Consider the following 21581-nt stretch of genomic DNA (forward strand, 5'->3'; position numbering starts at 1 on the left):
CGCCTCACTATTATATAAAAAATAAAATAATAAATTATAATAAATAAAATATTAACATTTACACTTTTGACAAAATTCGAGGGTTGTGGGATAAATAGTATAAGGTTTTAGCGAGGAGAGAAACACCATGAGTATTAAAACAGCGAGCTTGCTTTTATTCAATAGCGTCTCATCTATCGGTTCGCGCATATTTAGTTTCGCATGTGCATTTTACATATTACAGCATACGGACAGCACAGCCAGTTTCACCCTTTATTTGACAGCGATTGCCATCTCTACACTGTTGACGGCACCATTGTTAGGCATCTTTGCGGGTCGCTATCATAATAAAATGATGGTCATCATTTTACAGTTGCTCAATGTGATTTTTCTGTTTGTATTCACGATTGTGTTTGACATGTGCTTTAACTACATCATTATTTTAGGCATTATGCTCAATATGACAGATACTGTAATTCGAATGTTGATCGATGTCAATGTTGATCATATTGTGAAAGAAGACGTTGAGCGTTACATATCATTAACACTTATAATTAAAACAGCAATTCATGTGTTAGCACCGATAATCGGAGGCCTCATGATTGCTGTCTTTAATATTGAAACTTTAGCACTGTTCAACCTTTTAACGGAAGGTCTGGCGATTCTCTTTGTGTTGAATTTGCCATTAAATAAAGAGGTGAACTTTGAAAATAGATATAGTAAAGAAAGTTTGCGAAAAGGATATCAATATTTAAAACAAAAAGAATCATTGTGGCGTTTTTGCGTCGTTGTGATTGCATTAGACTTTTTAGCTAAAGCTTTTTCAATAGGAATGCCCATCGTAGCAGTTCAATCGATGCAGTTGTCTCCACTGCAATGGGGGATTGTGATGTTAGGTGGAACAGTAGGGGGATTTGTCGTCTCATATTTTTATTCTGAGAAAGACCTTCTGAAGTTGACTTATCGACGTGCGATGATATTACAATCTGTTACGATGTTACTCATTGGGGGTATCGCCATATTAGAGTTCAACACAATGTTGGCGATGCTGTTGCTTTTTGTATTGAATGGATTGATGCACATGTCTCGCACTTTAGCGAATATTCCAGATGCTCTATACTTACAGCAAGTGACTGAAGTTCAGTATCAAGCACATGTCATGAGGCTCCAACAAACTTTATTACAAGTTGCATCTCCTGTAGCATTGTTGTTTTTTGGTTTAATGTTGAATGGCCATCAAGTTTTCATTTTTTTGAGTGTTGCCGTCCTTACATTGGCATTGTATGCATATTTGAGACGTTTTTTAAGAGAGATAAATTCATTAAATGGTTAGGAATATGATGACATCTTAATCGTGTACTCAAAAGTTTCAAGTTAAGCAAACAGAATATAATTGATCATCACTACAAAATAAAACGTGAAAAAGTAGGGTTTGTTAATACTAAAGATAGAAAATAGTATGGTTTTGAGTTTAGGGGCGCATCAAAAAGGTGAAATGGTAGAAGAAAAATTAAAGTCTCAGCCGTCTCTATTAATAAAAGCATCTTACAACAAATAACCATCGATCACTTTGGTGTGCGCGATGGTTATTGACATCATATATGAAAGGTTGCGTTGTTCAAGGCTTGATTTTAGCAATATATACTGTGTCGTGACGCTAATGATGAGTGGCGTTTGATCCAATCGTGTGATCGCTATCTCGGTCGAGCGAAATAGGTCATTTTAACTGATTTTCAAATTCTGCTTCTGTTTTAGCGATGACTTCTTCTAATGTGACGCCTTCTTGAAGTTCTGTGAGCCACATTTGGCCATCTTTAAAATCAAAAACAGCCAAATCGGTAATTAATCGCGTAATGACTTGCGTCCCTGTTAAAGGCAACGTACATTTTTTTTTGACTTTTGACTCTCCGTATTTATTAACATGATCCATTATGACAACTACTTTTTGAGCACCTACGACTAAATCCATGGCACCTCCCATTCCTTTGACGAGTTTACCAGGAATCATATAGTTGGCAAGGTCGCCGTTCTGGGAGACTTCCATGCCGCCTAATATGGCTAAATCAATATGTCCACCTCGAATCATGGCGAAAGAATCCGCGTTGTCAAAAAAAGATGCGCCTTTGACTGCTGTGACGGTTTCTTTCCCTGCATTGATAAGGTCAGGATCGATTTCTGATTCTGACGGATACGGGCCAATCCCAAGCAAACCATTTTCTGATTGGAAGTACACATTTTCGACGTGATCGTTCATTTCATTCGCTACTAAAGTCGGCATCCCAATTCCTAAATTAATGACCATGTTACTTTTAATTTCTTGGGCTGCGCGTCGAATGATTTTTTGACGTTGTGTTTTTTTATCCATCTTATCCCTCCTTAATCGTGCGCTTTTCGATACGTTTTTCATATTGTTTGCCTAAAAAAATGTAATCAATATATACGCCAGGTAGGTGGACGTGGTCAGGATCGATTTCACCAACGGGAACGATTTCTTCCACTTCAACAATCGTAGTTTTTGCGGCTACTGCACATAACGGATTGAAGTTTCGTGCTGTTTGATTAAAAATAAGATTTCCAAATGTATCTGCTTTTTGTGCTTTTAAAATACCAAAGTCCCCAGTAATGGCTTCTTCTAATAAATAAGTTTTACCATTGAACTCTCGCGTTTCTTTTCCTTCAGCAACTTGTGTTCCGACGCCCGTTTGTGTATAAAATGCAGGGATACCTGCGCCCCCAGCACGTAACTTTTCTGCTAGCGTCCCTTGAGGGGTTAACTCAACGTCAAGATCACCATTAATGAGTTGTTTTTCAAAAATCTTATTTTCACCGACGTAAGAACTGACCATTTTGGCAATTTGCTTATTATCTAAAAGACGTCCTAAACCAAAGTCGTCAACACCGCAGTTATTACTTACTACAGTTAAGTTTTTTGTGCCTTTTTGGCGTATGGCTTCAATTGCATATTCTGGAATGCCACATAACCCAAACCCTCCGACAAGCAGGGTCATCCCATCTTCAAGATCTTTCAATGCTTCATTGATATGATTCACAACTTTTCCGCTCATTTTTTCACCCCTTGTAGTGTGAGACTTTAATGGCAATACCTTGGCCGCCACCAATACATAGAGAAGCCACGCCATGAGGATTTTCATCGCTTAATTGATGAAGCAGTGTCACCAACACGCGGGCACCTGAAGCGCCGATTGGATGGCCTAATGCGGTACTGCCACCTTTAGGATTGACGCGCTCAGAGGACAGGTTCAATGCTTGTAAAACTGCCAGTGACTGTACCGCGAACGCCTCGTTAATTTCAAAGACATCGATTTCATCTAAGCTATGATTCGTTTTCTCCATTAAGCGCTGTATGGCTGAAACAGGCCCCATGCCCATCATTGCTGGACTGACACCACTCGATGCAAAGCCTTCAATCGTTGCGAGGGGTTGGATGTTAAGTGTTTTTGCTTTTTCTTCTGTCATGACGAGCATCATTGCGCTGCCATCATTAAGACCTGAAGCATTGCCAGCAGTCACAGTACCGTCCTTTTTAAAGACAGGTTTTAATTTTTGGAGTACTTCTAATGTTGTATCCTCACGCACATCTTCATCTTTAGAGACCGTGATTATTTGTTTTTTTCGATGCGGCACTTCGATAGGTAATATTTCTTTATCGAATCCGCCAGTTTGCTGTGCTCGAATGGCTTTTTGATAAGATTCAAGTGCAAATTGATCTTGCTGTGCCCTACTAATATGATATGCCTCAGCAATATTTTCTGCTGTGATGCCCATATGATAGTGGTGAAAGGCATCCGTTAAACCGTCATGAATCATACTGTCACGTAATGTTTGATGTCCCATTTTAAATCCGAACCGCCCGTTGTCTAATAACATGGGCGCTTGAGACATATTTTCAGTCCCGCCTGCAAGTACGATGTGATTGTCTCCAGCTCGAATGGATTGGTAGGCAAGTTGAATCGCTTTTAAACCAGAGCCACAAACTTTATTGACTGTAAAGGCAGGGACACTTTCCGCAACGCCCCCGGTAATGGCTGAAATGCGCGCCGGATTTTGACCTAATCCCGCTTGTAGGACGTTGCCGACAATGACTTCATCAATGTCATCTCCTTGCAAGCCGGATTGTTTTAAAATATGCGCAATGAGTTGAGAATTGATTTCTGTTGCTGAAATATGTTGAAAAGCACCACCGAATGTCCCAATAGGCGATCGATAGGCTTCAGCAATGACGATTTTTGTCATAATGGACCTCCTTTGAAAAGTAGAGTGGGACAGATACTCTGATTTCATCTGAAAGCGTTCATAGTCCCACTCGACACGGTTGAAGCGGATAAAAAGTGCTGAGTGAACGCACGAATCATTATGCATTCAAGTATTTTCACACTTTGTGATGTGATTTGTTATACAGCGAAGGCGTCATCAATCTTTTAATTCTTCTTCTACCCAGCTGTATTGGTATGCTTCATCTTCCATGTACTGTGCATCTTTTAATACTTTTAACGGTTTAAATGTATCAATCATCACGGCTAATTCTGCTGTTGCTTCAGCGCCAATACTTTGTTCGATTTTGCCAGGATGCGGTCCATGAGGAATACCACCAGGATGTAGTGTAATTGCACCTTCACGAATGCCTTTCCGACTCATGAAATCACCGTCCACATAGTACAAAACTTCATCACTTTCGATATTGCTGTGGTAATACGGTGCAGGAATCGCATCAGGGTGATAATCAAATAATCGTGGCACGAATGAACAGATGACAAAGTTATGTCCTTCAAAAGTTTGGTGTACTGGAGGTGGCTGGTGGATACGTCCAGTAATCGGTTCGTGATCTAAAATGTAAAACTTCCAAGGATAAATATTGCCATCCCAACCGACAACATCTAATGGGTGATGTTTAAAGTAATGCTTATGCCACTGGTTATGTTTACGTGTGAGCACCTCGAATTCACCTTTTTCGTCATGAGTATCCAACGATTCTGGTCCGACAAAATCACGCTCACAGAATGGGCTATGTTCTTGGTATTGTCCGTATTCATTACGATAGCGTTTTGGTGTTGTAATCCAACTCATTGTTTCTACGACTAAGAATTTTGTTTCTTCTTCAGGAATGACACGATAAATTGTACCGATAGGAATTTTAACGTAATCCCAACGATGATAATGAATTGTACCGAAAGTAGTTTCGATTTTGCCGGAGCCGTAATGAACAAACAACAATTCATCCCCATCTGAATTGCGGTAGAAATAGTCCATCGCTTTGTTTGTCGTCGCAACACCAATGAGCAAATCGTCATTGCCTAAAATATATTCACGGCCTGAAATCGCATCCCCTGCTTTGTCTTTCGCTAAGTCCGTGAAAAAGGCACGTGGCCGTAACTCTGTTTGCGTTTCATAAGCGGGTTCGAATGCCCCTTCATATGTTGATTTAAAGAATTCTGTAGGTGAATGATGGTGATACAGTAGGGATTGCACACCGTCAAAACCTTTCATCCCCATCAATTGTTCCCGGTATAATGTCCCATCTGCTTTTTTAAACTGTACATGTCGTTTGTGCGGAAGGATACCCCTTTGTTGATAAAATGTCATAAAAATTCCTCCATCCTTGATTATGATTGTGCAGGTAAAATTGTTCCTGTGACTTCACCAAATCCGATGCGATATGTGCCGTTTTCTGCGTAGGCTTTCATTGTCAAAGTATCTCCATCTTCTAACCAACTGCGTGTCACGTTGCCGATTTGAACAGGTTCACTACCGCGCCAAGCAATTTCCATGAGGCTGCCACGCTCATGTCGTGTTTTACCGCTAATCGTTCCAGTTGCAAGCATGTCTCCTGTTTGAAGATTGCACCCTGTGATTGTATGGTGTGCGACCATTTGAGCAATACTCCAATACGTTGAGTTATAGTTTGTTTGTGCAATCATTGTAGGCACATCGACTTCAGCAGGTTTAAGATACGTTTCCAATGTTAAATCAAAACTGTTGTCTGATTCTGGGTCTTGCAAATAGTCAAAAGGAACTGGATCTTGTTGGGGGCCTGCCGTTTTAAAGGCTTCTAAAGCTTCCATTGTCACAATCCAAGGTGAAATGGATGTGGCAAAGTTTTTGGCTAAGAAAGGTCCCAGCGGTTGATACTCCCACGCTTGTATATCGCGAGCACTCCAGTCATTGACAATCACGACGCCGAATACATGGTCTTTTGCGTGTTTTACATCGATGGGGTTTTGGAGCGCATTGCCATAACCTACGATAAAGCCCATTTCGTATTCGTAATCTAATTGTTGACAAGGTCCAAATAAAGGTTGGTCTGCATCTTTAGGTTTGGTTTGGCCAACCGGGCGTTGAATAGCTGTGCCGCTCATAACGATAGAACTTGCACGACCGTGGTAGCCAATAGGGAGATGTGTCCAGTTCGGCATTAAAGCATTGTCTTTACCTCTGAATAGTGTCCCTACATTGGTTGCATGATTTTTGGATGCATAAAAATCCGTGTAATCATTTACTTTGACAGGAACATGAAGTTGAATGTTTTGTTGAGAAATCAATACACGTTCCCTTAGTGCGTCATGAGACTGCAGTGTCTCGTCTTCGATGGACAATAACGTTTGTAACTTTTTGCGCACAGCAGACCATATGTCATTTTTTAATGCAAGAAAAGGATTAATAACGCCTTGATTAAAAACATTGCGATGGCCTTGAAGTACGTCGTCCAACAAGCCTTCTCGCTCTAATGCTGTGACATCTAAAACATATGTGCCAATTGCGACACCCACATGCTTATCGGCGTCATTTGCTGTTGAAAATACACCATAAGGTAAATTTTGTATTGGAAAGTCTGATTTTGGATCAATGTCTAAAAATGATTTCATATTGAGTCGCTCCTTTATTGAATGAGTTCTCGTAGTTCAGAGGTCGGTGTGATAAAGCTACAACTGCCGAAACTATTGAAGTGTGTTAGACGCTGATGCTGCACATCTTCTAGGGTTATAACATAGGATTGCCATCCGAGTGCTTCATCAGTAAAAGTGAAATTTTGCACATCTTCTTCGTCTAATATGGCTTGAATGACTGAATGTGGTAGGTCAAATTGGCTAGCCAGAAAAGCAGCAACAAAGACATTTAAATGACCATGCATTTTATCCTGAATTTCATCACGATACATGCGTACAGGATGATGGAGACCGGCTGTAAACTTCATCGCTAAACCGAAATGATGCACTTGCTGAATGAAGTACGCAATCTGAGCGGTAGTAGGGACTTGTGTTGGGTCAACATGACCGGTTCTCAGTTTGACTTTGAGTGTTGCATCATGCTGGTCGTTAAAAACTTTGACGGCTTCTAACATGTGGCTAATGTGTTGTTCAAAATCATTTCGTCCAATCATTTGGATTTCCATAAAGGCTTCTGCCTCTAATGCTTGGGACAGTGTCCATATCTCTTCCAATACTGGATGCTCGAAAATTAACGTATCAATAGGAATTTCCAAAGCATCTACAGAGAGCCAGTCATGGTGATGTGTAACTAAATCTTGTAACGTTTGACGTACATCACTCAACTGGTCTTTCGTTGCCGAATACGTCTCAGATTTTCCTAAAGTGACGGATAAGCGAAGTGGATAGGCTGCTGAATATAGTGATGCATAAGGTGTCAGTTGATCGATATGGCTGAATGGCATAACGAATGTATTAATCATCCATGCGTCATCTGTTCTAATGTAGGCTGCATAATTTCGAATTGCTTCATCCAGTGGCAATTGCGTAGGTGGAAACATGCCGGCATAATCAATCAGCTTTTTTTCAAAAACATTAAACATGTTTGTCATGATGCTGCCTCCTTATTTAAAATTGTAAAAAGAAAAGCCAGCAAAACTACACAAAATAAATGAGAGCGCTTTCATACGCACTTAAAAATTTTTGTATAGATTGCTGGCTATTATTTACGTCAAGGTAAAGTGAACGTTTACCCCTGTAAATAGACCAATCAAAATCACAAAACAATTGATTGTATTTTCTTAATTGTTACTCAAGTTCACACAAATGTCAAATTTTTATTGACGCGAACGTTCTAAAAAATATTGGTAGCGATCAAAACACGCGTTAATAGATTGGATGAGCGCCTTTTGTTCACCTGAAATAAATTTAGTTTGTATCGTTTTACTCAGCTCTACAATACCATCATGCAGACAGTAGCCAATGACTAAACTAGAAAGAAATTGATTGGTCGTAGATAATATAAAATTAAAGCTTGCATCTGTAATAATGGCAGTTTCTAAATCAATTTCTAACACACAGGCGATATGACGATGCAGTTCATAAAGTGGTGTGCCTTTCGGTAATTGAGCAAAGCCGGTGACTAAAATTGTGTTGTTTTCTCCCATAAATATTACCCCTTTGTTTAATATTGCCAATTTAATTTTAATGTGCTAGCATTATATGAAATTATACAACAAAAAGCAATTTAGTTTACTCGCGCGGCTTTCAAAACAAGTCTATCAACGAGTAGGGGCTAATGATTACTTGATATAAGCAGAAATGTAAGGATTTTCTGTCTTATATGAGTGATGATTAGCCCTTTTATTTTTCCTAGGAGGAGATGTAAATGGCTATATTTTTAACCATCTCAGTGCAGGAGTCTCAAGCCAAACATTGCAAGAGTAGTGCTGACACACATCATAGAAATTTCGAGTGATGTAGGGGATAGTGCTGCCTATCCAATCAGATTAAATGTTGAAAGAGGTGAACCACGTGTTATTTACGCACTTGCAAGGCGACCGTGTTTACGGCTGATCAATTTTTAGTAGTCGTATGATGGATGAACTGTCAAAAACGAATCGTTCCACAACTTAAAAAAGCAAAAAGACGCTCATTTAGACGTCCGTCTGTCTAAGGGGACTGTTAAATAAGGCAGTATGACAGGATGGAGATGTTGTTGGGCACAGTCGATTTTAAAGTTGCGGCAAAGATGATTGCATGCTGACCAAACAAGTGCGTTCGAGTTAAAAAACAATAATGAGGTGAAAACAATGGGGAACGTGGATATTAAGAAAGTTATTGATGGGTCAAAAATGAATTCGTTTCACTTTAAGTTGCTATTCGTATTTATTTTGTTAGCCATGTTTGATGGTTATGACATGTTTTATTTAGGAAATATTATCCCTTCTTTAATCCGTGAATGGCATATTACGCCAGAGACGGCGGGGATGATTACGAGCTCGGGGCTTTTTGGTATGGTCATCGGGGCGTTGTTTTTAGGAATGATGGCAGATAAGCTGGGACGACGTCAAACGATTGTGGCAGCGACTGTTTTATTTTCACTGTTTACATTAATTGCGAGTTTCTCTATGAACGCAATATTTTTCTCAGTTTGTCGTTTTATTGCTGGATTGGGATTAGGCGGTATTTTACCTGTGCTTAACGCCTCTCTAGGAGAAGTGCTCCCTAAAGACAAACGCATCAGTGTGGTTACATTAGTGAACATTGGTGTGCCGATTGGGAGTGTACTCACTTCTTTAGTTGCGATGTTTATCATACCACAATTGGGTTGGCGAGCGATGTTATGGGTTGGGGCGCTACCTATATTGTTTGTGCCACTGATTTTAAAGGTCGTACCCAATTCACCTGAGTATTCGTATCGACATGGGCGTTTTGAAGATTTAGCCCAACTTTTAAACCGTATTACAAATCAAACAACCTACAACGCACAAATGTACACATATATTTTTAGAAAAGATGAAAAAGGTGAACAGAAAAATAAACTGTTCGACTTATTTGTAAACCATCGGGCACTGACAACACTCATTTTCTGGACGGCTTCTTTTATGAATTTAGTTGCACTTTATGGCTTGAGTACTTGGTTACCTCAAATGATGGTGAACGCAGGTTATTCGTTGACATCAAGCATTAGCTTCTTACTCATATTAAATATTGGTTCCATTGCAGGTGCAATTGTTGGAGGGGGACTCGCTGATTGGTTTAGAGTGAAGTATGTGATTGTACTTTATTTTGCAACATGTTTTGCAGTCCTAATGTTTTTAGGTTTCAAACCTGTTGCTTTGATCACTTATGCTTTACTTTTCATTGCGGGCGCGACAACCAGCGGAACACAAATGCTGATCAACAGTTATATTGCAAGTTTTTATCCTTCACAAATTAAGTCTACAGGGACAGGTTGGGGTATTGGCATTGGAAGAATTGGTGGGATTTGTGGGCCATTAATCGGTGGCTTGATCTTAGGGTTAGGTACACTGCCGTATATTTATAATTTTGTTGTATTTGCGATTCCATGTTTAATTGCTGCAATTGTCATCTTGTTTGTTCAGGAGAAATACAGTGCGACACGATAATTTTTTTAGCTTATGGTGTGTGCCCCCATTCAAAGCTTGATCAACAGCTGTCAAAGCATTCGATTTGAAACTCATATGAACTGTCAAAGTCGGCTGCATTATAGAAAAGCGAGGATACCAATTGAATGATCATATTAAAGACAATTGGGATGAAGAAGTTGTAAATGTTTAAATAATTGGACTTGATGGCTAAAGATTATTATTTAATATATTTTACAAAAAGATTACAATGCTTTTTAAAGTTGCTTACAACGGTTCCGATATGCGCGGGTCTATGTTATTTTGTGTGGAGATGATTTTCATTATTAACTGGAGGACTTATTTTTATGAAAAAATTAACGACTGCAACAATCGCTACACTCGGTTTAATGACGTTCGGTTATGCCACACAAAATGACGCTGATGCGGCAGAACAAACGTTGACTGCTTCATACTCAGAAGCAACACATGACTATGTCACAATTGACGAGCAAGGCAATCGTCATCATACATTAGATGGTGTATGGAATCCATCTATGTTTCAACAACAACTGTATCAATCTTCTTATGTAGATGCCCAAGGATATATGCACTATGTGTATTACACGACGACACAACAAATGAATGGTAATGATTACTCAGCTAGCTACTCACATGGCTACATTCGAGAAAATGGCTACCCAGGTTATCAACAACGCCGTCATCAAACAGAAGCATACAATGCATCTTCGCAACAATGGCAAGTTAACACAACAGATCAATTAGGCCAAGCGACAACGACTCAAAATCATGTACAACCCAGTCAATTGAGAACGGCGCCACAAAATACAAATGTACAAGCGAATACAGCAGAGTCAGATGGCCAAACAGCACGTGATGCAAGTTGGTTAAGAAGTCACCCTCAAATCCAACCTTATGGTCAATATCATGGGGGCGGTGCGCATTATGGCGTGGACTATGGTATGCCAGTTGGGACGCCGGTCCGTTCATTAACCAATGGTACAGTCATTGAAAGTGGTTGGAGCCCATATGGTGGAGGTAACCAAATTACTATTCAAGAAGAAGATAGCAATCATTATCAATGGTATATGCACATGAGTCAATTAAATGTCCAAAAAGGTGACCGTGTGACTGAAGGACAACAAATTGGATTGTCAGGGAATACAGGTAACTCAACTGCACCGCATTTACACTTCCAACGTATGTCAGGTGGTGTAGGCAACCAATATGCCGTCAATCCAACAAGTTATTTAGCAAGCAAATCATAACCGACGACAAGCCAATGAGATAAGTTTTATTTGAAATAGACTGGGCACCGGTTAATCTATGCCCTCCAAAGTAGACATTAAACTATGTAAACTTTGGAGGGTGTTTTGATGCCCATCCCTTCTCCTATTTTAAATATAAAACAATCCAAATGAGTAAGTAGGCTGAAAAACCAACGATGATGGCTAGTCCTAGAAATAGCAAACTGATAGCATAGAAATGAACAATATTCAATACGAGTAGCTTTGCCAATAAAGCGATGATAACGGTGGCTAAAAAAAGGACGATGAGTGTAAAAATTAAAGCCTTATATGCGCCAATACTTGCTTTGTGAGAAATAACCGCCTCTCTCTCATCTGAAATACTAAATTCCCCTTTCTTCATATCGTAATGCTGATCAAATCTACTGTAAATCACCCGTGATACACCAAATAATAATAACCATATTGTTAAAGCAAACGAATAAACGCCAAATGATAATTGAAATTGATAACTTTCGACTTTGAAGTTATGAATTATTTCGAATGATGCGGCTAATAGTAATAAAGTAGTAATAATATTCCCTGTTTGTTCAAAAATAACTTTTTTCATTTATTCATCCTTTAGTGTAAAAATTTTGTTAACATCAACATCAAGGGCTTTAGCGATATTCAAAGCTAAAAGCAATGACGGCGTATAATTTCCTTTTTCTAACGATATAATGGTCCTTCTTGTCACCCCCACTAAGTGACTTAATTCTAATTGGGTGAATCCTGCTTTTTTTCTCATTTCGGCTACCTTATTCTCAATCATCTTAACCCCTTAATTGTAAAATTCTGACTATTTAGAAAAAATATAGCATAAACGCCAGAAAAAGTGAAGTTTATTTCACTTTTTCTGGCGCATATGTGATTGTATGAAAAAGCCTATGCCATTTATCATAATTAACACCAAAATATTTTCTTGCATTTTAATGAGGCTACAGTGCGTCCAGTTGATGGCTACATCTTTTTTATTGTCCTTCAAAACGTGTTCAACTTAACATTGCGTTGGAGCAGCGCCAATATTTTTGACGAGACTGGGGACAAGAATGATGTCTCACCTTCATTCGTTAATAAGAAAAAAGCCGTTAAATTCTAAAAATGAATTTTAACGGCTTTCTTAAAAGCGCTTGAATGTCTATGTCTCTGCTTCATTTTTTGAGCGCAAATTTAGAGATAAAGCTACAAATTTACATCGCTTACTTGCATGATCAGCAGTTTAAATAGGTTATTTTTCTTTACGATGACGTCTTAATCCCAATACTGTCAAGACAGCGCCTAACAGCATCGCCATTAACGGACCTCGTGTATTTTGAGGGGTGTCACCTGTTGCTGGTAATTTTGACGTATGTGCCGCTTGTGTTTGCATCGCTGCTTTATTCATTGATGTTTGCAACGTTGTACTAGCAGTCATCGCATGTGGTACGTCGTGCATCATCTGTTGTTGTCCAGTTGTATCATTCATCATCGCTTGTGGCATTTGTGTGACGACAGTGTTCACGTGACTTGATGACGCCCCCTGACTGTTCATCTGTGTGCCTGTGCCCTGACTGGCTGTCGAACTTTGTGTGTGTACTTCTGTCGTTGTGGCAGGAGGGGTTGGTTCAGTAGTCATGACTGAAGTATCTGTTGTACTTTCACCTTTACCCTCTGTTTGACCAGGAGCATTCCCGTTGTTCGTCGTGTCAGTAGTCGTGCTAGGATTGTTCGGATCTGTAGTTGTCTTGTCTGGGTTGCTCGGATCTGTAGTCGTGTGATCTGGTTGCGTCGTCGGATTCTCAGGTGTAGGTGGTTCAACTTCACGAATCATAAGGTTATCGAGAATGAAATCTTTTGTCCCTTCGAAGTTGATTTGATTGCCATCTTTCACACCTCTTGGATCATTAGGTGTTTTTGTTGAATAAATACCGATCCAAGTTTGACCGTTTTCAGCTCCTGTCACTTTAAATGTCACACGTTTCGCTTTGCCACCATCGACGGTGTTTTTCAAAGGTGTTTGTTCGAAGTTGCGATTTTTTGAAATATCACCACTACCTGTAGCGAATGCGTACGTATCGTCAGAACCTGCTTCATAATCAAATGACACTTCATACGTTTTTCCTGGCTCGAAATAGAAGTTTTGTGGAATCGTTTGGATGACCATTTTGTCTTTACCTGTTAGTCCGTTGACTTTTAGTGACCATTGACCCTCAATGACATCATCGATACGTTTATGATTCCAGCCGCGTTGTGTGAAAGGTGCGTGTTTCTCAGATAGGTGGGTACGATTATCTTGCACACCTTCAACTTCTGAGATGACGAATGGGAATAACCCTTGTGGTACCTTTTCAAAATCTTGTGTAAATGTGCCGTTTTGAAGCAAGTTAGAACTGTTTTCCAAGACGCGGATATCATCTAAATATGTGGCCCCTTCACCTGGATCCCGTTGAATTGTGAAAGTCGCTTTACCATCTTCTGGCGCAACGAAATACAAGTACATGTTTTGGAAGTAACTGCCACCGCCTTTAAATGTCTCAGAGCGATTGTTGTGCGCATCTGCCTTAACATAGTTTTTCGCAATAGATTGTCCTGTTTGATTGCTTGCGAGTGATTCGCCGTTATGTGTGACTGTCATATGTGTAGCTGCTTGACTACGATTGTCCACGCCGACATATAAAGCATAGCGTTGACCTGGCACTAAACCTGTTAATTGTTGTGTCAGTTTTGTCGTTGTTGTTGGGCTATCAATTTTAAGCATTTCATTAGATGTCACTGATTTTTCGATACTTACTTTTGCTTTGTCTCCATCGATAGTCCACGGTGTTAATTGTTGAGAATTAAAGCCTGCATCTTTCACGTGCATGTCTTCACTCCAGTTCACATCTGTGTGATCCGGTTGTGCCACTTTATAAACGACATAAGGTGTATTCGCTTTGATATTATCGAGTGTCACTTGATGATCTTTCACTGTTACCGTACGTGGTGCGATGCGACCCGTTTCAGTGAGTTCATAAAGTACAACTTGATCCGTATTCCAAGATTCAGGCAATGTCCAAGTTGTTGAGCCACCTTTTTTGTTCCAATGATACAATTTCTCTTTATCTCCAGTTAAAGGTTGACCGTTTGCATCCCAATTCCATGGTAAAAGGTATGAATCGCCATCGAGTACTTTTTGACCGTTAAGCGTTACTGTACGTGAACGGTAGTTGTCAATGTCGTTTTGATAGTCATTGGATTTACGTTTAACAGTGACTTTATCACCTACATCATTTTGTAAATCGACTTGCATTTCTGGTGTCCAGTCAATTGTTTGCCCATTGGCCGTCATTTTAACCGGTTCACCGTTTTCGATACGCATCACTTTATAATGTTGTAAAAACTTAGTTGGTAAGTCAACGTTGAATATATTTTTAATGTACGCCGCATAATCATTACGTCCTTGCCAACCTTCAAAGTCTTTCATATCATAACCACCGAGCAGTGGGAAGTCTGCTGCACCAGAGTAGGATGGATAATTGCCCACCCATGAATCTTTTTGGTGGTTACGGATGAAGCGTGCGACTTCTGAGTTAATCCCTTTACTTTGATATGAACCATATGTTAAATCGGCTGCCCAGTGTTGGAACGTCGAGTCATATTCCATACCGTGACCCCATTCCACGCCGACACGCCAACCTAAGTCGTTAATTTCTTTCGCTAATTGATGCGATGGCCAAGCACTATTGTCTCCAGATTGTCCATTCCCCCAGACATCGACGTAAATAAAGTCGAGGTTATCGCCGACAATCTTTTTAAGCGCTTCGAAACGTGCTTGACGTCCATGCGTTAAGTCATAATCTGCATCGATGTTAAATCCTTGATCGAGCCAATTCCAGCCATACATATACGTGCCATCTTCTTTTTTACGTAACAGGTCAGGGTTGAACGCTTTAGCTTCTGGATACGTTTCGGAAGCGTTGACATGAATACCGAAGCGTGCACCATAATCTGCGCCTTTTTGAAGTAAGGTGTTGAAATCTTTCGCGCCGCCCATACGTTGACCGATATTGTCATAATCTAAATGGCCAGAGTCGTGACCTTCGCTGTTATACCCTTTTAATAAAATGGATTGCCCTAAACCATCTGTGTTGAGATAGAATTTTTTCACACCATCGAGCGTTTTTAAAAATGGGTTTTGTGCTTGAGAACCAAAGTTCATCGCGATACGATACCCAACGAGATCAGGCACTTCTTCAGAGCCATAAGGATTGTTCATAATGTCACGATAAGCAATGGCCCCATCTTGCCAGTTGATGACCCCATCTTGGTTTTCGTCTTCTGCTATCGCTACTTTGACATGTGGTAATAAACCTTGATCTTTCGCATCTGGATGTTCAGCATCTTTTTGGATAATCCATGGCATTGAGCCTAAACCGACAGAGACGCCTTTATCCGTTTGCGTGGCTTGGGCGTTGACACGTAAAAAGTCTTGAGCTCCTCCGACACCGATTTGCGCATTACTCCATAGACCTGCACTATAGTCATCATTTGACACGAAACCGTACATCATAAAATCATTGAAATCGCTTTTGAATTTGTCGTCAATGTCATAGGATTGATCACCACTTTTCATCGTGTTCGTTGACATTTGCGTTGTTTGAAGTTTGGCATTTTTTTGTTGGTTGTTCACTGATACGAGCGATTGATTGATGAAAGCGAAATTGCGAATGACATTTTTCGGATCTTTATTGTGGTTCGTATAATCCGTCATTTGTAAATCAACCGTGTTATTGACTACAGATAAGCGGAATTTGAAATGGGCATCAATCGAACGTGCGTCATTTTGTGCCGTTAAATCATATTCTGCGGTATGGTCATCGATTTTGTTGTATTGGACTGTTGGCGTAATCACTTCGCCATTGACGATGATTTGACGGGCGTCTGTCACTTGAGCGTCGACCTTTTTGCCATTTTTTAACGTGTAAGATTTAACAGCGGGAAAGTTTTTATTAATTGTTGCCGTCATATCCTTTGAAATCAATGTATCGGTTGTGCGATCTTGTTGTGTCGTTGCTGCACGTGACAGGTTTTTGGTTGGATCGGACGTCTTTGTATTGTCACGTGGTGGTGTCGCGACAGTTGATTTTTTTACTGTATCCACATTTTCAGGTCGATCTTGTGATGGAGATGACGGTTGTGCGTTACTGTCGACGCGTTCGATTGTAACATCGGGCGTCGTTTTGTTTGCTTGTTGCGCATAAGGTGTCGGTGTCGTTGAGCCATTCGTTTGTGGGGCATCATTTGTGACACCAGCATCACCATTTTTAGGCTGTGTTTGATTTGCTGGGACTTGTTTTTCTGGTGTCGCATCAGCAACTGTCGCTTGTTGTTGTATTTGTGGTTTATCGTCTGCAGTAGATTGAGGTTGTGACGCTTCTGTCTCCGTTGCAGTTGTTGTATCTGGATGTGCTGTGTTGTCCTCGGCTGTTGGCACGCTTGTTGAATCTGTTTTTTGAGATGTGTCCGTATCTGGTGTGCCTTTTTGTGCGGATTGATTTGTCTCAGGTTGCACCGGCTCTTGGTTCTGAGTACTTTGATCCATTGGCGTCGTTACTTTGGTAATAGGTGTGGATGCAGTCGTGTCTCCATTAGATTGGGCGACGTCGGCTGACGAAGTGTGAGAAGAAGTGGTTTCTGCTTGATTTGTTTCCGTTTGCGCAGGTGTATCGTTTTCAGCTGCAGATGCCGTTGCATGGTGTGTCATAAATAATGTCACGCCTAACAACACAGATGAAGTGCCTATTGCAAATTTACGGATACCAAAGTTTTGTTTCTGTTGATTGAACATTTTGGTCTTGCCCTCCTCATAAGATTAATTGAATAGAATATATAATTATTGTTCTTTTTTGTAAACCCTTACAAAATGAGTATTGACGCGTTTTTAGTAAGTAGAAGTGTGGAAAATAATACCACTTTTTTACCCCGTTTTTCCTCTTTTGGAGTGACTCAAAATGTACATAGCAACATTGTTTGATGCGATTGTTCAATGGTGTGCAAACTCGAAAAAAATCAAGGTGGTTATAACCACAAAGATGATCTAAAAAATTTTTTGAACAATGGTTTTGAAAGGGCTTTCTAAAAATGTGATAATAGTGTTGTAAGTCGCTGTGATAAATGTTTTAAACGTTTAGTTCAAAACGGTGAAATAAAATTAAAGCCTTTACAAAAATATCAAAAGTCTTTATAATTCAAGGTGGTTATAACCAGTAGGCGGTGAACAATGTCATGTCTGAAAAATTACCATTGTATTATCAAGTGTACAAAGGGATTCATAGTCGTATCAAAGCTGGTGAGTATAAAGAAGGGGATAAAATACCATCAGAACGCAAGCTGTGTGAACATTTTGGTGTGAGTCGTATTACGGTGCGTGAGGCGTTAGATCGCTTAGAGAAAGATCACATCATTAAGCGAGAACATGGCAAAGGGTCTTTTGTGCTTGGTAGTCAATACACACAGTTTTTAAATGAGCTTTATAGTTTTAAAGATGAAATTGAAAAAAATGGTGATGAGGCGAGCACAAAAATGCTAAGTATTAAACTCATCCTATCCACCATTTTTTTACAAGAAAAAATGAACTTGAAACCCTATCAATATGTTTATGAACTAAAGCGCTTACGACTCTCAAATGATGTCCCGCTCATTTACGAGGTGAGTTATTTGCCGATGCGTTTTTGCGAAGGGCTCGAGCAATTTGATTTTAATCGTGTCTCTCTCTATGAAACGCTCAATCGTCATTACGGTTTGCAGATAACGAATGCTTGTGAGAATTTGACGGCGAGTAAGTTGAGTAAAGAACATGCGAAATTGTTGAATGGTGTAGTCGATGATAGTTGCATGTTTATTGAACGTTTTAGTTATGTAGATGAAGATTTGATTGAGTTTACACAAAGTATTGCAAGTGGACATAAATATAAATACACTGTGCAATTGATGTAATCATAAAAATGATATGGGAGGTCGTATTGTGTTATACGAAACAGATACTTATCGCGAAATAAAGCAACAATCACAAACGTTGAAAAAAACGTTTGATATTGTTCAAGCACAACAAGAGGCATTCAGCCAATTTGTGAGTCAAATTGAACAAAAACATGCAGGAAAAAAATTAAAAGTGCTCTTCACAGGTGCGGGCTCAAGTGCCTATGTCGGTGATGTCGCACGTATGGCACGCAACACGTCTGTCATGCCAAACTTTGAATTTGAATCTGTACCAACAACACACTTTGTAACAGATCCACAACTTTATATCGATGACCAAACAGCATATCTCGTTGTGTCATTTGCACGTTCGGGCAACAGTCCAGAAACGAAAGCGACAGTTGAATTTGTAAATGAGCTTTCTCAAAATGTGTATCACTTATTCATTACAAACAATAAAGACGGCTTTTTAGGGGCATACGAAGCGGATAAAGACAATGTGTTCAAAGTGATTTTACCTGAAGAAACGAACGACAAGTCACTTGCAATGACATCAAGCTTTTCGTCAATGTTATTTGCAAGTTACTTACTCTTTGGTGGGACAGTGAACCCACAGTTTTTCGAGATTGCAGAGGCTAACTTTGAGTGGCTCGAACAACAAGCACAAGCAGTGAATACGATGGAATTCTCAAAAGTGTTCTATGTGGCGACAGGCTTGATTGGTGAGTTAACCAAAGAAGTGAGTTTAAAACTGAACGAATTAACTGCTGGCCAAACAGAAATCGCACGTGAAACAACGTTAGGCTTCAGACACGGTCCTAAAGCAGGTCTAAGTAAAGATGCTATTTTTATTATGATGCGTAGTAATAATGCTTACCACCGTCAATATGAAGCGGATCTGATTAAAGAAGTCGGTCAAGTGAAAGATCGTTACAAAATGTACATTTTAGACGGTCAAGGTGAAGCAGGTGAGCACACTGTCCAATTACCACAATCTGAATCATTATCAGATATGGAACTGGCATTACAATATTTAATGTTTGGTCAGTTACTCGCTGCACAACGTTCTGATGCATTAGGTTTAAATCCGGATAACCCAAGTCCAGACGGCTTTATTAACCGTGTTGTTAAAGGGGTAACGATTTATCCAGTTGAAGGGTGATGAACAATGATTGCAACACATACGTTTAATCCATCTGTGGACATCACGTACGAAATTGAGCCGCTTGTAGTCGGTGAAGTGCATCGTGTCAAACAGAAAATCGAAAACCCAGGTGGTAAAGGGATTAATGTAACGAAAGTGCTACATCAATTAGGGGCGGCGCATTGTGCTTTCGGTTATCTCGGAGGTGCCAATGGTCAATGGATGGCTGATGCATTGAAAAAGATGGGCATTACAAGTGCGTTTACATTAATCGAAGGGCAAACGAGACAAAGTTTAGCGTTGAATGATGGCCAAGCGCAAACAGAAGTGCTTGAGCAAGGGCCAACGATTTCAGAAAGCGAACAACAAGCTTATTTTGAAAATGTCACACAACATGCTGCGGATGCGAAAGTGATGACGATTAGCGGCAGTTCACCGCAGTTTGAAACGCATTCGAAGTTTGACCATATGGCGCGAATTTTAAAAGCGACCGATCAAACTTACAACATTGTGGATACGCATGCAGGAGAGTTGAAAGCTTTATTACAAGCCGAGCTTCCGATTCATTGTATTAAACCGAATCAATCTGAATTTGAAATGTTAGTCGGCGAAACAGAGTTGACGATTGAGGATTGTGCACGTTTGTTACGAACACATGCGTATTTTAGCAATTGCGATGTCTTTTTAACGCTAGGTGGAGACGGTGCACTTGTGAAGTGGAAGCAAGATGTTTATCGTGCGACATTGCCACATAAGGACATTGTCAATCCAGTCGGTTCCGGTGATTCAACTGTAGCAGGCATTGCTTACGGTGTGGATCAAGGTTTGGAGCCTGAAGCGCTCATTCGTCAAGCACTCGCATGTGGGACATCTAATGCTTTGCAAGAAAAAACGGGCTTTATTGATGTCAGCCAAGTTGCTGAGATTAAAAATGAAATAGAAGTGGAGAGATTTGAATGGTAAAAGATTTAAGTCGTTTAGTAGATGAGAATGGCATTTATGCAGCAGTGGCGGTAGACCAACGTGGCGCATTAAGAAATTTATTAGGTGAGACAGGGACGCCTGAAAACTTATCCCTCTTTAAAAGATTGGTATCAGAGGTGTTAACGCCATACGGTTCTAGCTTCTTAGTGGACCCTGAGTACGGTTTGGACGCAGCAAAAGCAAACGATGCAAACTCAGGTTTAATGTTATCTTATGAACAAACAGGTTATGATAAGTCACGTCCTGGCCGCTTACCGCGTTTAATTGAAGATCAAAGCGTACGTCGTCTTATTGAAGCGGGTGCAGACGCAGTGAAATTCTTGCTTTATTACGATGTAGATGAGCCAGACGAAATCAATCAAAAGAAACAAGCAATGATTGAGCGTATCGGGACAGAGTGTCAAGCTGAAAACGTGCCATTTTTACTGGAAATCTTAACTTACGATGACAGCATTGGCGATGAAAAAGGTGAGGCATTTGCGAAAGTTCGTCCACACAAAGTGAATGAGGCGATGCGTGTTTTCAGTGAGCCACGTTTCCATGTCGATACATTAAAAGTGGAAATTCCAGTGAACATGAACTTTGTTGAAGGATTTGGGGATAAAGCAGTGATGACACAAGCTGAAGCAGCAGAAGCGTTTAAAGCGCAAGATGCAGCAACAAATCTCCCTTATATTTACTTAAGTGGTGGTGTTTCTGCACAATTATTTATGGATTCACTCCAATTCGCAGCTGACAATGGCGCACACTTCAATGGTATTTTATGTGGTCGTGCAACGTGGAAAGGTGCGACTAATGCCCTTGTAGACGCAGGTGAAGACGCAGCAAAAGCTTGGTTAGAAAGTGAAGGTCTTGATAACTTAAAAGCGCTTAATGAAGTGAATAAGAAAACAGCAACACCAATTCAATCTTAATGAGG

At 40.1% G+C, this 21581-nt stretch carries 16 protein-coding genes and 2 pseudogenes; 7 read left to right on the forward strand and 11 right to left on the reverse strand.

Translation table 11 applies throughout. From position 1 onward, the window contains the following. Positions 1-127 precede the first annotated feature (127 nt). Complete coding sequence (locus EL101_RS00510) at positions 128-1312, forward strand: MFS transporter (RefSeq protein WP_096595989.1); 1185 nt, start codon at positions 128-130, stop codon at positions 1310-1312. 384 nt (positions 1313-1696) lie between these two features. Here EL101_RS00510 and EL101_RS00515 read toward each other — a convergent pair whose 3' ends face one another. From EL101_RS00515 to EL101_RS00545, 8 genes and pseudogenes are all read right to left on the reverse strand, one after another. Continuing rightward, positions 1697-2344 (reverse strand): 3-oxoacid CoA-transferase subunit B, encoded by a 648-nt coding sequence (locus EL101_RS00515; RefSeq protein ID WP_096595990.1) that lies wholly within the window; start codon positions 2342-2344, stop codon positions 1697-1699. 1 nt (position 2345) lies between these two features. Beyond that, entirely contained in the window at positions 2346-3044 is a 699-nt protein-coding gene (locus EL101_RS00520) for a CoA transferase subunit A (protein ID WP_096595991.1), read from the reverse strand. Positions 3045-3048: 4 nt separating this feature from the next. After that, positions 3049-4233: a thiolase family protein gene (locus EL101_RS00525; protein WP_096595992.1), complete on the reverse strand. Its 1185-nt coding sequence runs from the start codon at positions 4231-4233 to the stop codon at positions 3049-3051. Positions 4234-4410: 177 nt separating this feature from the next. Further along, positions 4411-5331, reverse strand: a pseudogene (locus tag EL101_RS00530) (homogentisate 1,2-dioxygenase); the annotation flags it as partial. An 89-nt stretch (positions 5332-5420) separates the two neighbouring features. After that, positions 5421-5580: pseudogene (locus EL101_RS13740) on the reverse strand (homogentisate 1,2-dioxygenase); the annotation flags it as partial. 20 nt (positions 5581-5600) lie between these two features. After that, positions 5601-6860 carry a fumarylacetoacetase gene (fahA, locus tag EL101_RS00535; protein WP_096595994.1) on the reverse strand — a complete coding sequence of 420 codons (1260 nt, stop codon included), beginning with the start codon at positions 6858-6860 and terminating at the stop codon, positions 5601-5603. 14 nt (positions 6861-6874) lie between these two features. Further along, positions 6875-7813 (reverse strand): hypothetical protein, encoded by a 939-nt coding sequence (locus tag EL101_RS00540; protein WP_096595995.1) that lies wholly within the window; start codon positions 7811-7813, stop codon positions 6875-6877. 225 nt (positions 7814-8038) lie between these two features. Further along, the gene (locus EL101_RS00545) at positions 8039-8368 is read right to left on the reverse strand and encodes a DUF3870 domain-containing protein (RefSeq protein WP_096595996.1); all 330 of its coding nucleotides are present in this window, start codon (positions 8366-8368) and stop codon (positions 8039-8041) included. 645 nt (positions 8369-9013) lie between these two features. On the opposite strand from EL101_RS00545, the gene EL101_RS00550 reads away from it, so the two are divergent. After that, entirely contained in the window at positions 9014-10333 is a 1320-nt protein-coding gene (locus EL101_RS00550; RefSeq protein WP_096595997.1) for an MFS transporter, read from the forward strand. 326 nt (positions 10334-10659) lie between these two features. Then, positions 10660-11580, forward strand: a complete 921-nt coding sequence (locus EL101_RS00555) for a M23 family metallopeptidase (RefSeq protein WP_096595998.1) — start codon at positions 10660-10662, stop codon at positions 11578-11580. Between the two features lie 124 nt (positions 11581-11704). Here the strand turns inward: EL101_RS00555 and EL101_RS00560 are convergent, their stop codons facing one another. The 3 genes from EL101_RS00560 to EL101_RS00570 form a co-directional block, all read right to left on the reverse strand. Further along, complete coding sequence (locus EL101_RS00560) at positions 11705-12169, reverse strand: hypothetical protein (RefSeq protein WP_096595999.1); 465 nt, start codon at positions 12167-12169, stop codon at positions 11705-11707. After that, positions 12170-12370, reverse strand: coding sequence for a helix-turn-helix transcriptional regulator (locus EL101_RS00565; RefSeq protein WP_096596000.1), 201 nt, complete (start codon positions 12368-12370; stop codon positions 12170-12172). A gap of 456 nt (positions 12371-12826) precedes the next feature. Next, the gene (locus EL101_RS00570) at positions 12827-17404 is read right to left on the reverse strand and encodes an endo-alpha-N-acetylgalactosaminidase family protein (protein ID WP_096596001.1); all 4578 of its coding nucleotides are present in this window, start codon (positions 17402-17404) and stop codon (positions 12827-12829) included. 437 nt (positions 17405-17841) lie between these two features. Here EL101_RS00570 and EL101_RS00575 point away from each other — a divergent pair, with 437 nt between their 5' ends. Genes EL101_RS00575 through EL101_RS00590 form a run of 4 tightly spaced genes read left to right on the forward strand, consistent with a single transcriptional unit; the run spans position 17842 to position 21576 of the window. Next, entirely contained in the window at positions 17842-18552 is a 711-nt protein-coding gene (locus EL101_RS00575; RefSeq protein ID WP_096596002.1) for a GntR family transcriptional regulator, read from the forward strand. Positions 18553-18580: 28 nt separating this feature from the next. Then, positions 18581-19696, forward strand: a complete 1116-nt coding sequence (locus tag EL101_RS00580) for an SIS domain-containing protein (protein WP_096596003.1) — start codon at positions 18581-18583, stop codon at positions 19694-19696. 6 nt (positions 19697-19702) lie between these two features. Next, positions 19703-20641: a 1-phosphofructokinase family hexose kinase gene (locus tag EL101_RS00585; RefSeq protein WP_096596004.1), complete on the forward strand. Its 939-nt coding sequence runs from the start codon at positions 19703-19705 to the stop codon at positions 20639-20641. Next, entirely contained in the window at positions 20635-21576 is a 942-nt protein-coding gene (locus EL101_RS00590; RefSeq protein ID WP_096539964.1) for a tagatose 1,6-diphosphate aldolase, read from the forward strand. The genes EL101_RS00585 and EL101_RS00590 overlap by 7 nt, the downstream gene beginning before the upstream one ends. Positions 21577-21581 lie beyond the last annotated feature (5 nt).

This window comes from Staphylococcus delphini, assembly GCF_900636325.1.
Lineage (GTDB): Bacteria > Bacillota > Bacilli > Staphylococcales > Staphylococcaceae > Staphylococcus > Staphylococcus delphini.

Coding starts and splice junctions, on each gene's coding strand:
- EL101_RS00510 (WP_096595989.1), top strand. CDS start 128: ATGAGTATTAAAACAGCGAGCTTGCTTTTATTCAATAGCGTCTCATCT.
- EL101_RS00515 (WP_096595990.1), bottom strand. CDS start 2,344: ATGGATAAAAAAACACAACGTCAAAAAATCATTCGACGCGCAGCCCAA.
- EL101_RS00520 (WP_096595991.1), bottom strand. CDS start 3,044: ATGAGCGGAAAAGTTGTGAATCATATCAATGAAGCATTGAAAGATCTT.
- EL101_RS00525 (WP_096595992.1), bottom strand. CDS start 4,233: ATGACAAAAATCGTCATTGCTGAAGCCTATCGATCGCCTATTGGGACA.
- fahA (WP_096595994.1), bottom strand. CDS start 6,860: ATGAAATCATTTTTAGACATTGATCCAAAATCAGACTTTCCAATACAA.
- EL101_RS00540 (WP_096595995.1), bottom strand. CDS start 7,813: ATGACAAACATGTTTAATGTTTTTGAAAAAAAGCTGATTGATTATGCC.
- EL101_RS00545 (WP_096595996.1), bottom strand. CDS start 8,368: ATGGGAGAAAACAACACAATTTTAGTCACCGGCTTTGCTCAATTACCG.
- EL101_RS00550 (WP_096595997.1), top strand. CDS start 9,014: ATGGGGAACGTGGATATTAAGAAAGTTATTGATGGGTCAAAAATGAAT.
- EL101_RS00555 (WP_096595998.1), top strand. CDS start 10,660: ATGAAAAAATTAACGACTGCAACAATCGCTACACTCGGTTTAATGACG.
- EL101_RS00560 (WP_096595999.1), bottom strand. CDS start 12,169: ATGAAAAAAGTTATTTTTGAACAAACAGGGAATATTATTACTACTTTA.
- EL101_RS00565 (WP_096596000.1), bottom strand. CDS start 12,370: ATGATTGAGAATAAGGTAGCCGAAATGAGAAAAAAAGCAGGATTCACC.
- EL101_RS00570 (WP_096596001.1), bottom strand. CDS start 17,404: ATGTTCAATCAACAGAAACAAAACTTTGGTATCCGTAAATTTGCAATA.
- EL101_RS00575 (WP_096596002.1), top strand. CDS start 17,842: ATGTCTGAAAAATTACCATTGTATTATCAAGTGTACAAAGGGATTCAT.
- EL101_RS00585 (WP_096596004.1), top strand. CDS start 19,703: ATGATTGCAACACATACGTTTAATCCATCTGTGGACATCACGTACGAA.
- EL101_RS00590 (WP_096539964.1), top strand. CDS start 20,635: ATGGTAAAAGATTTAAGTCGTTTAGTAGATGAGAATGGCATTTATGCA.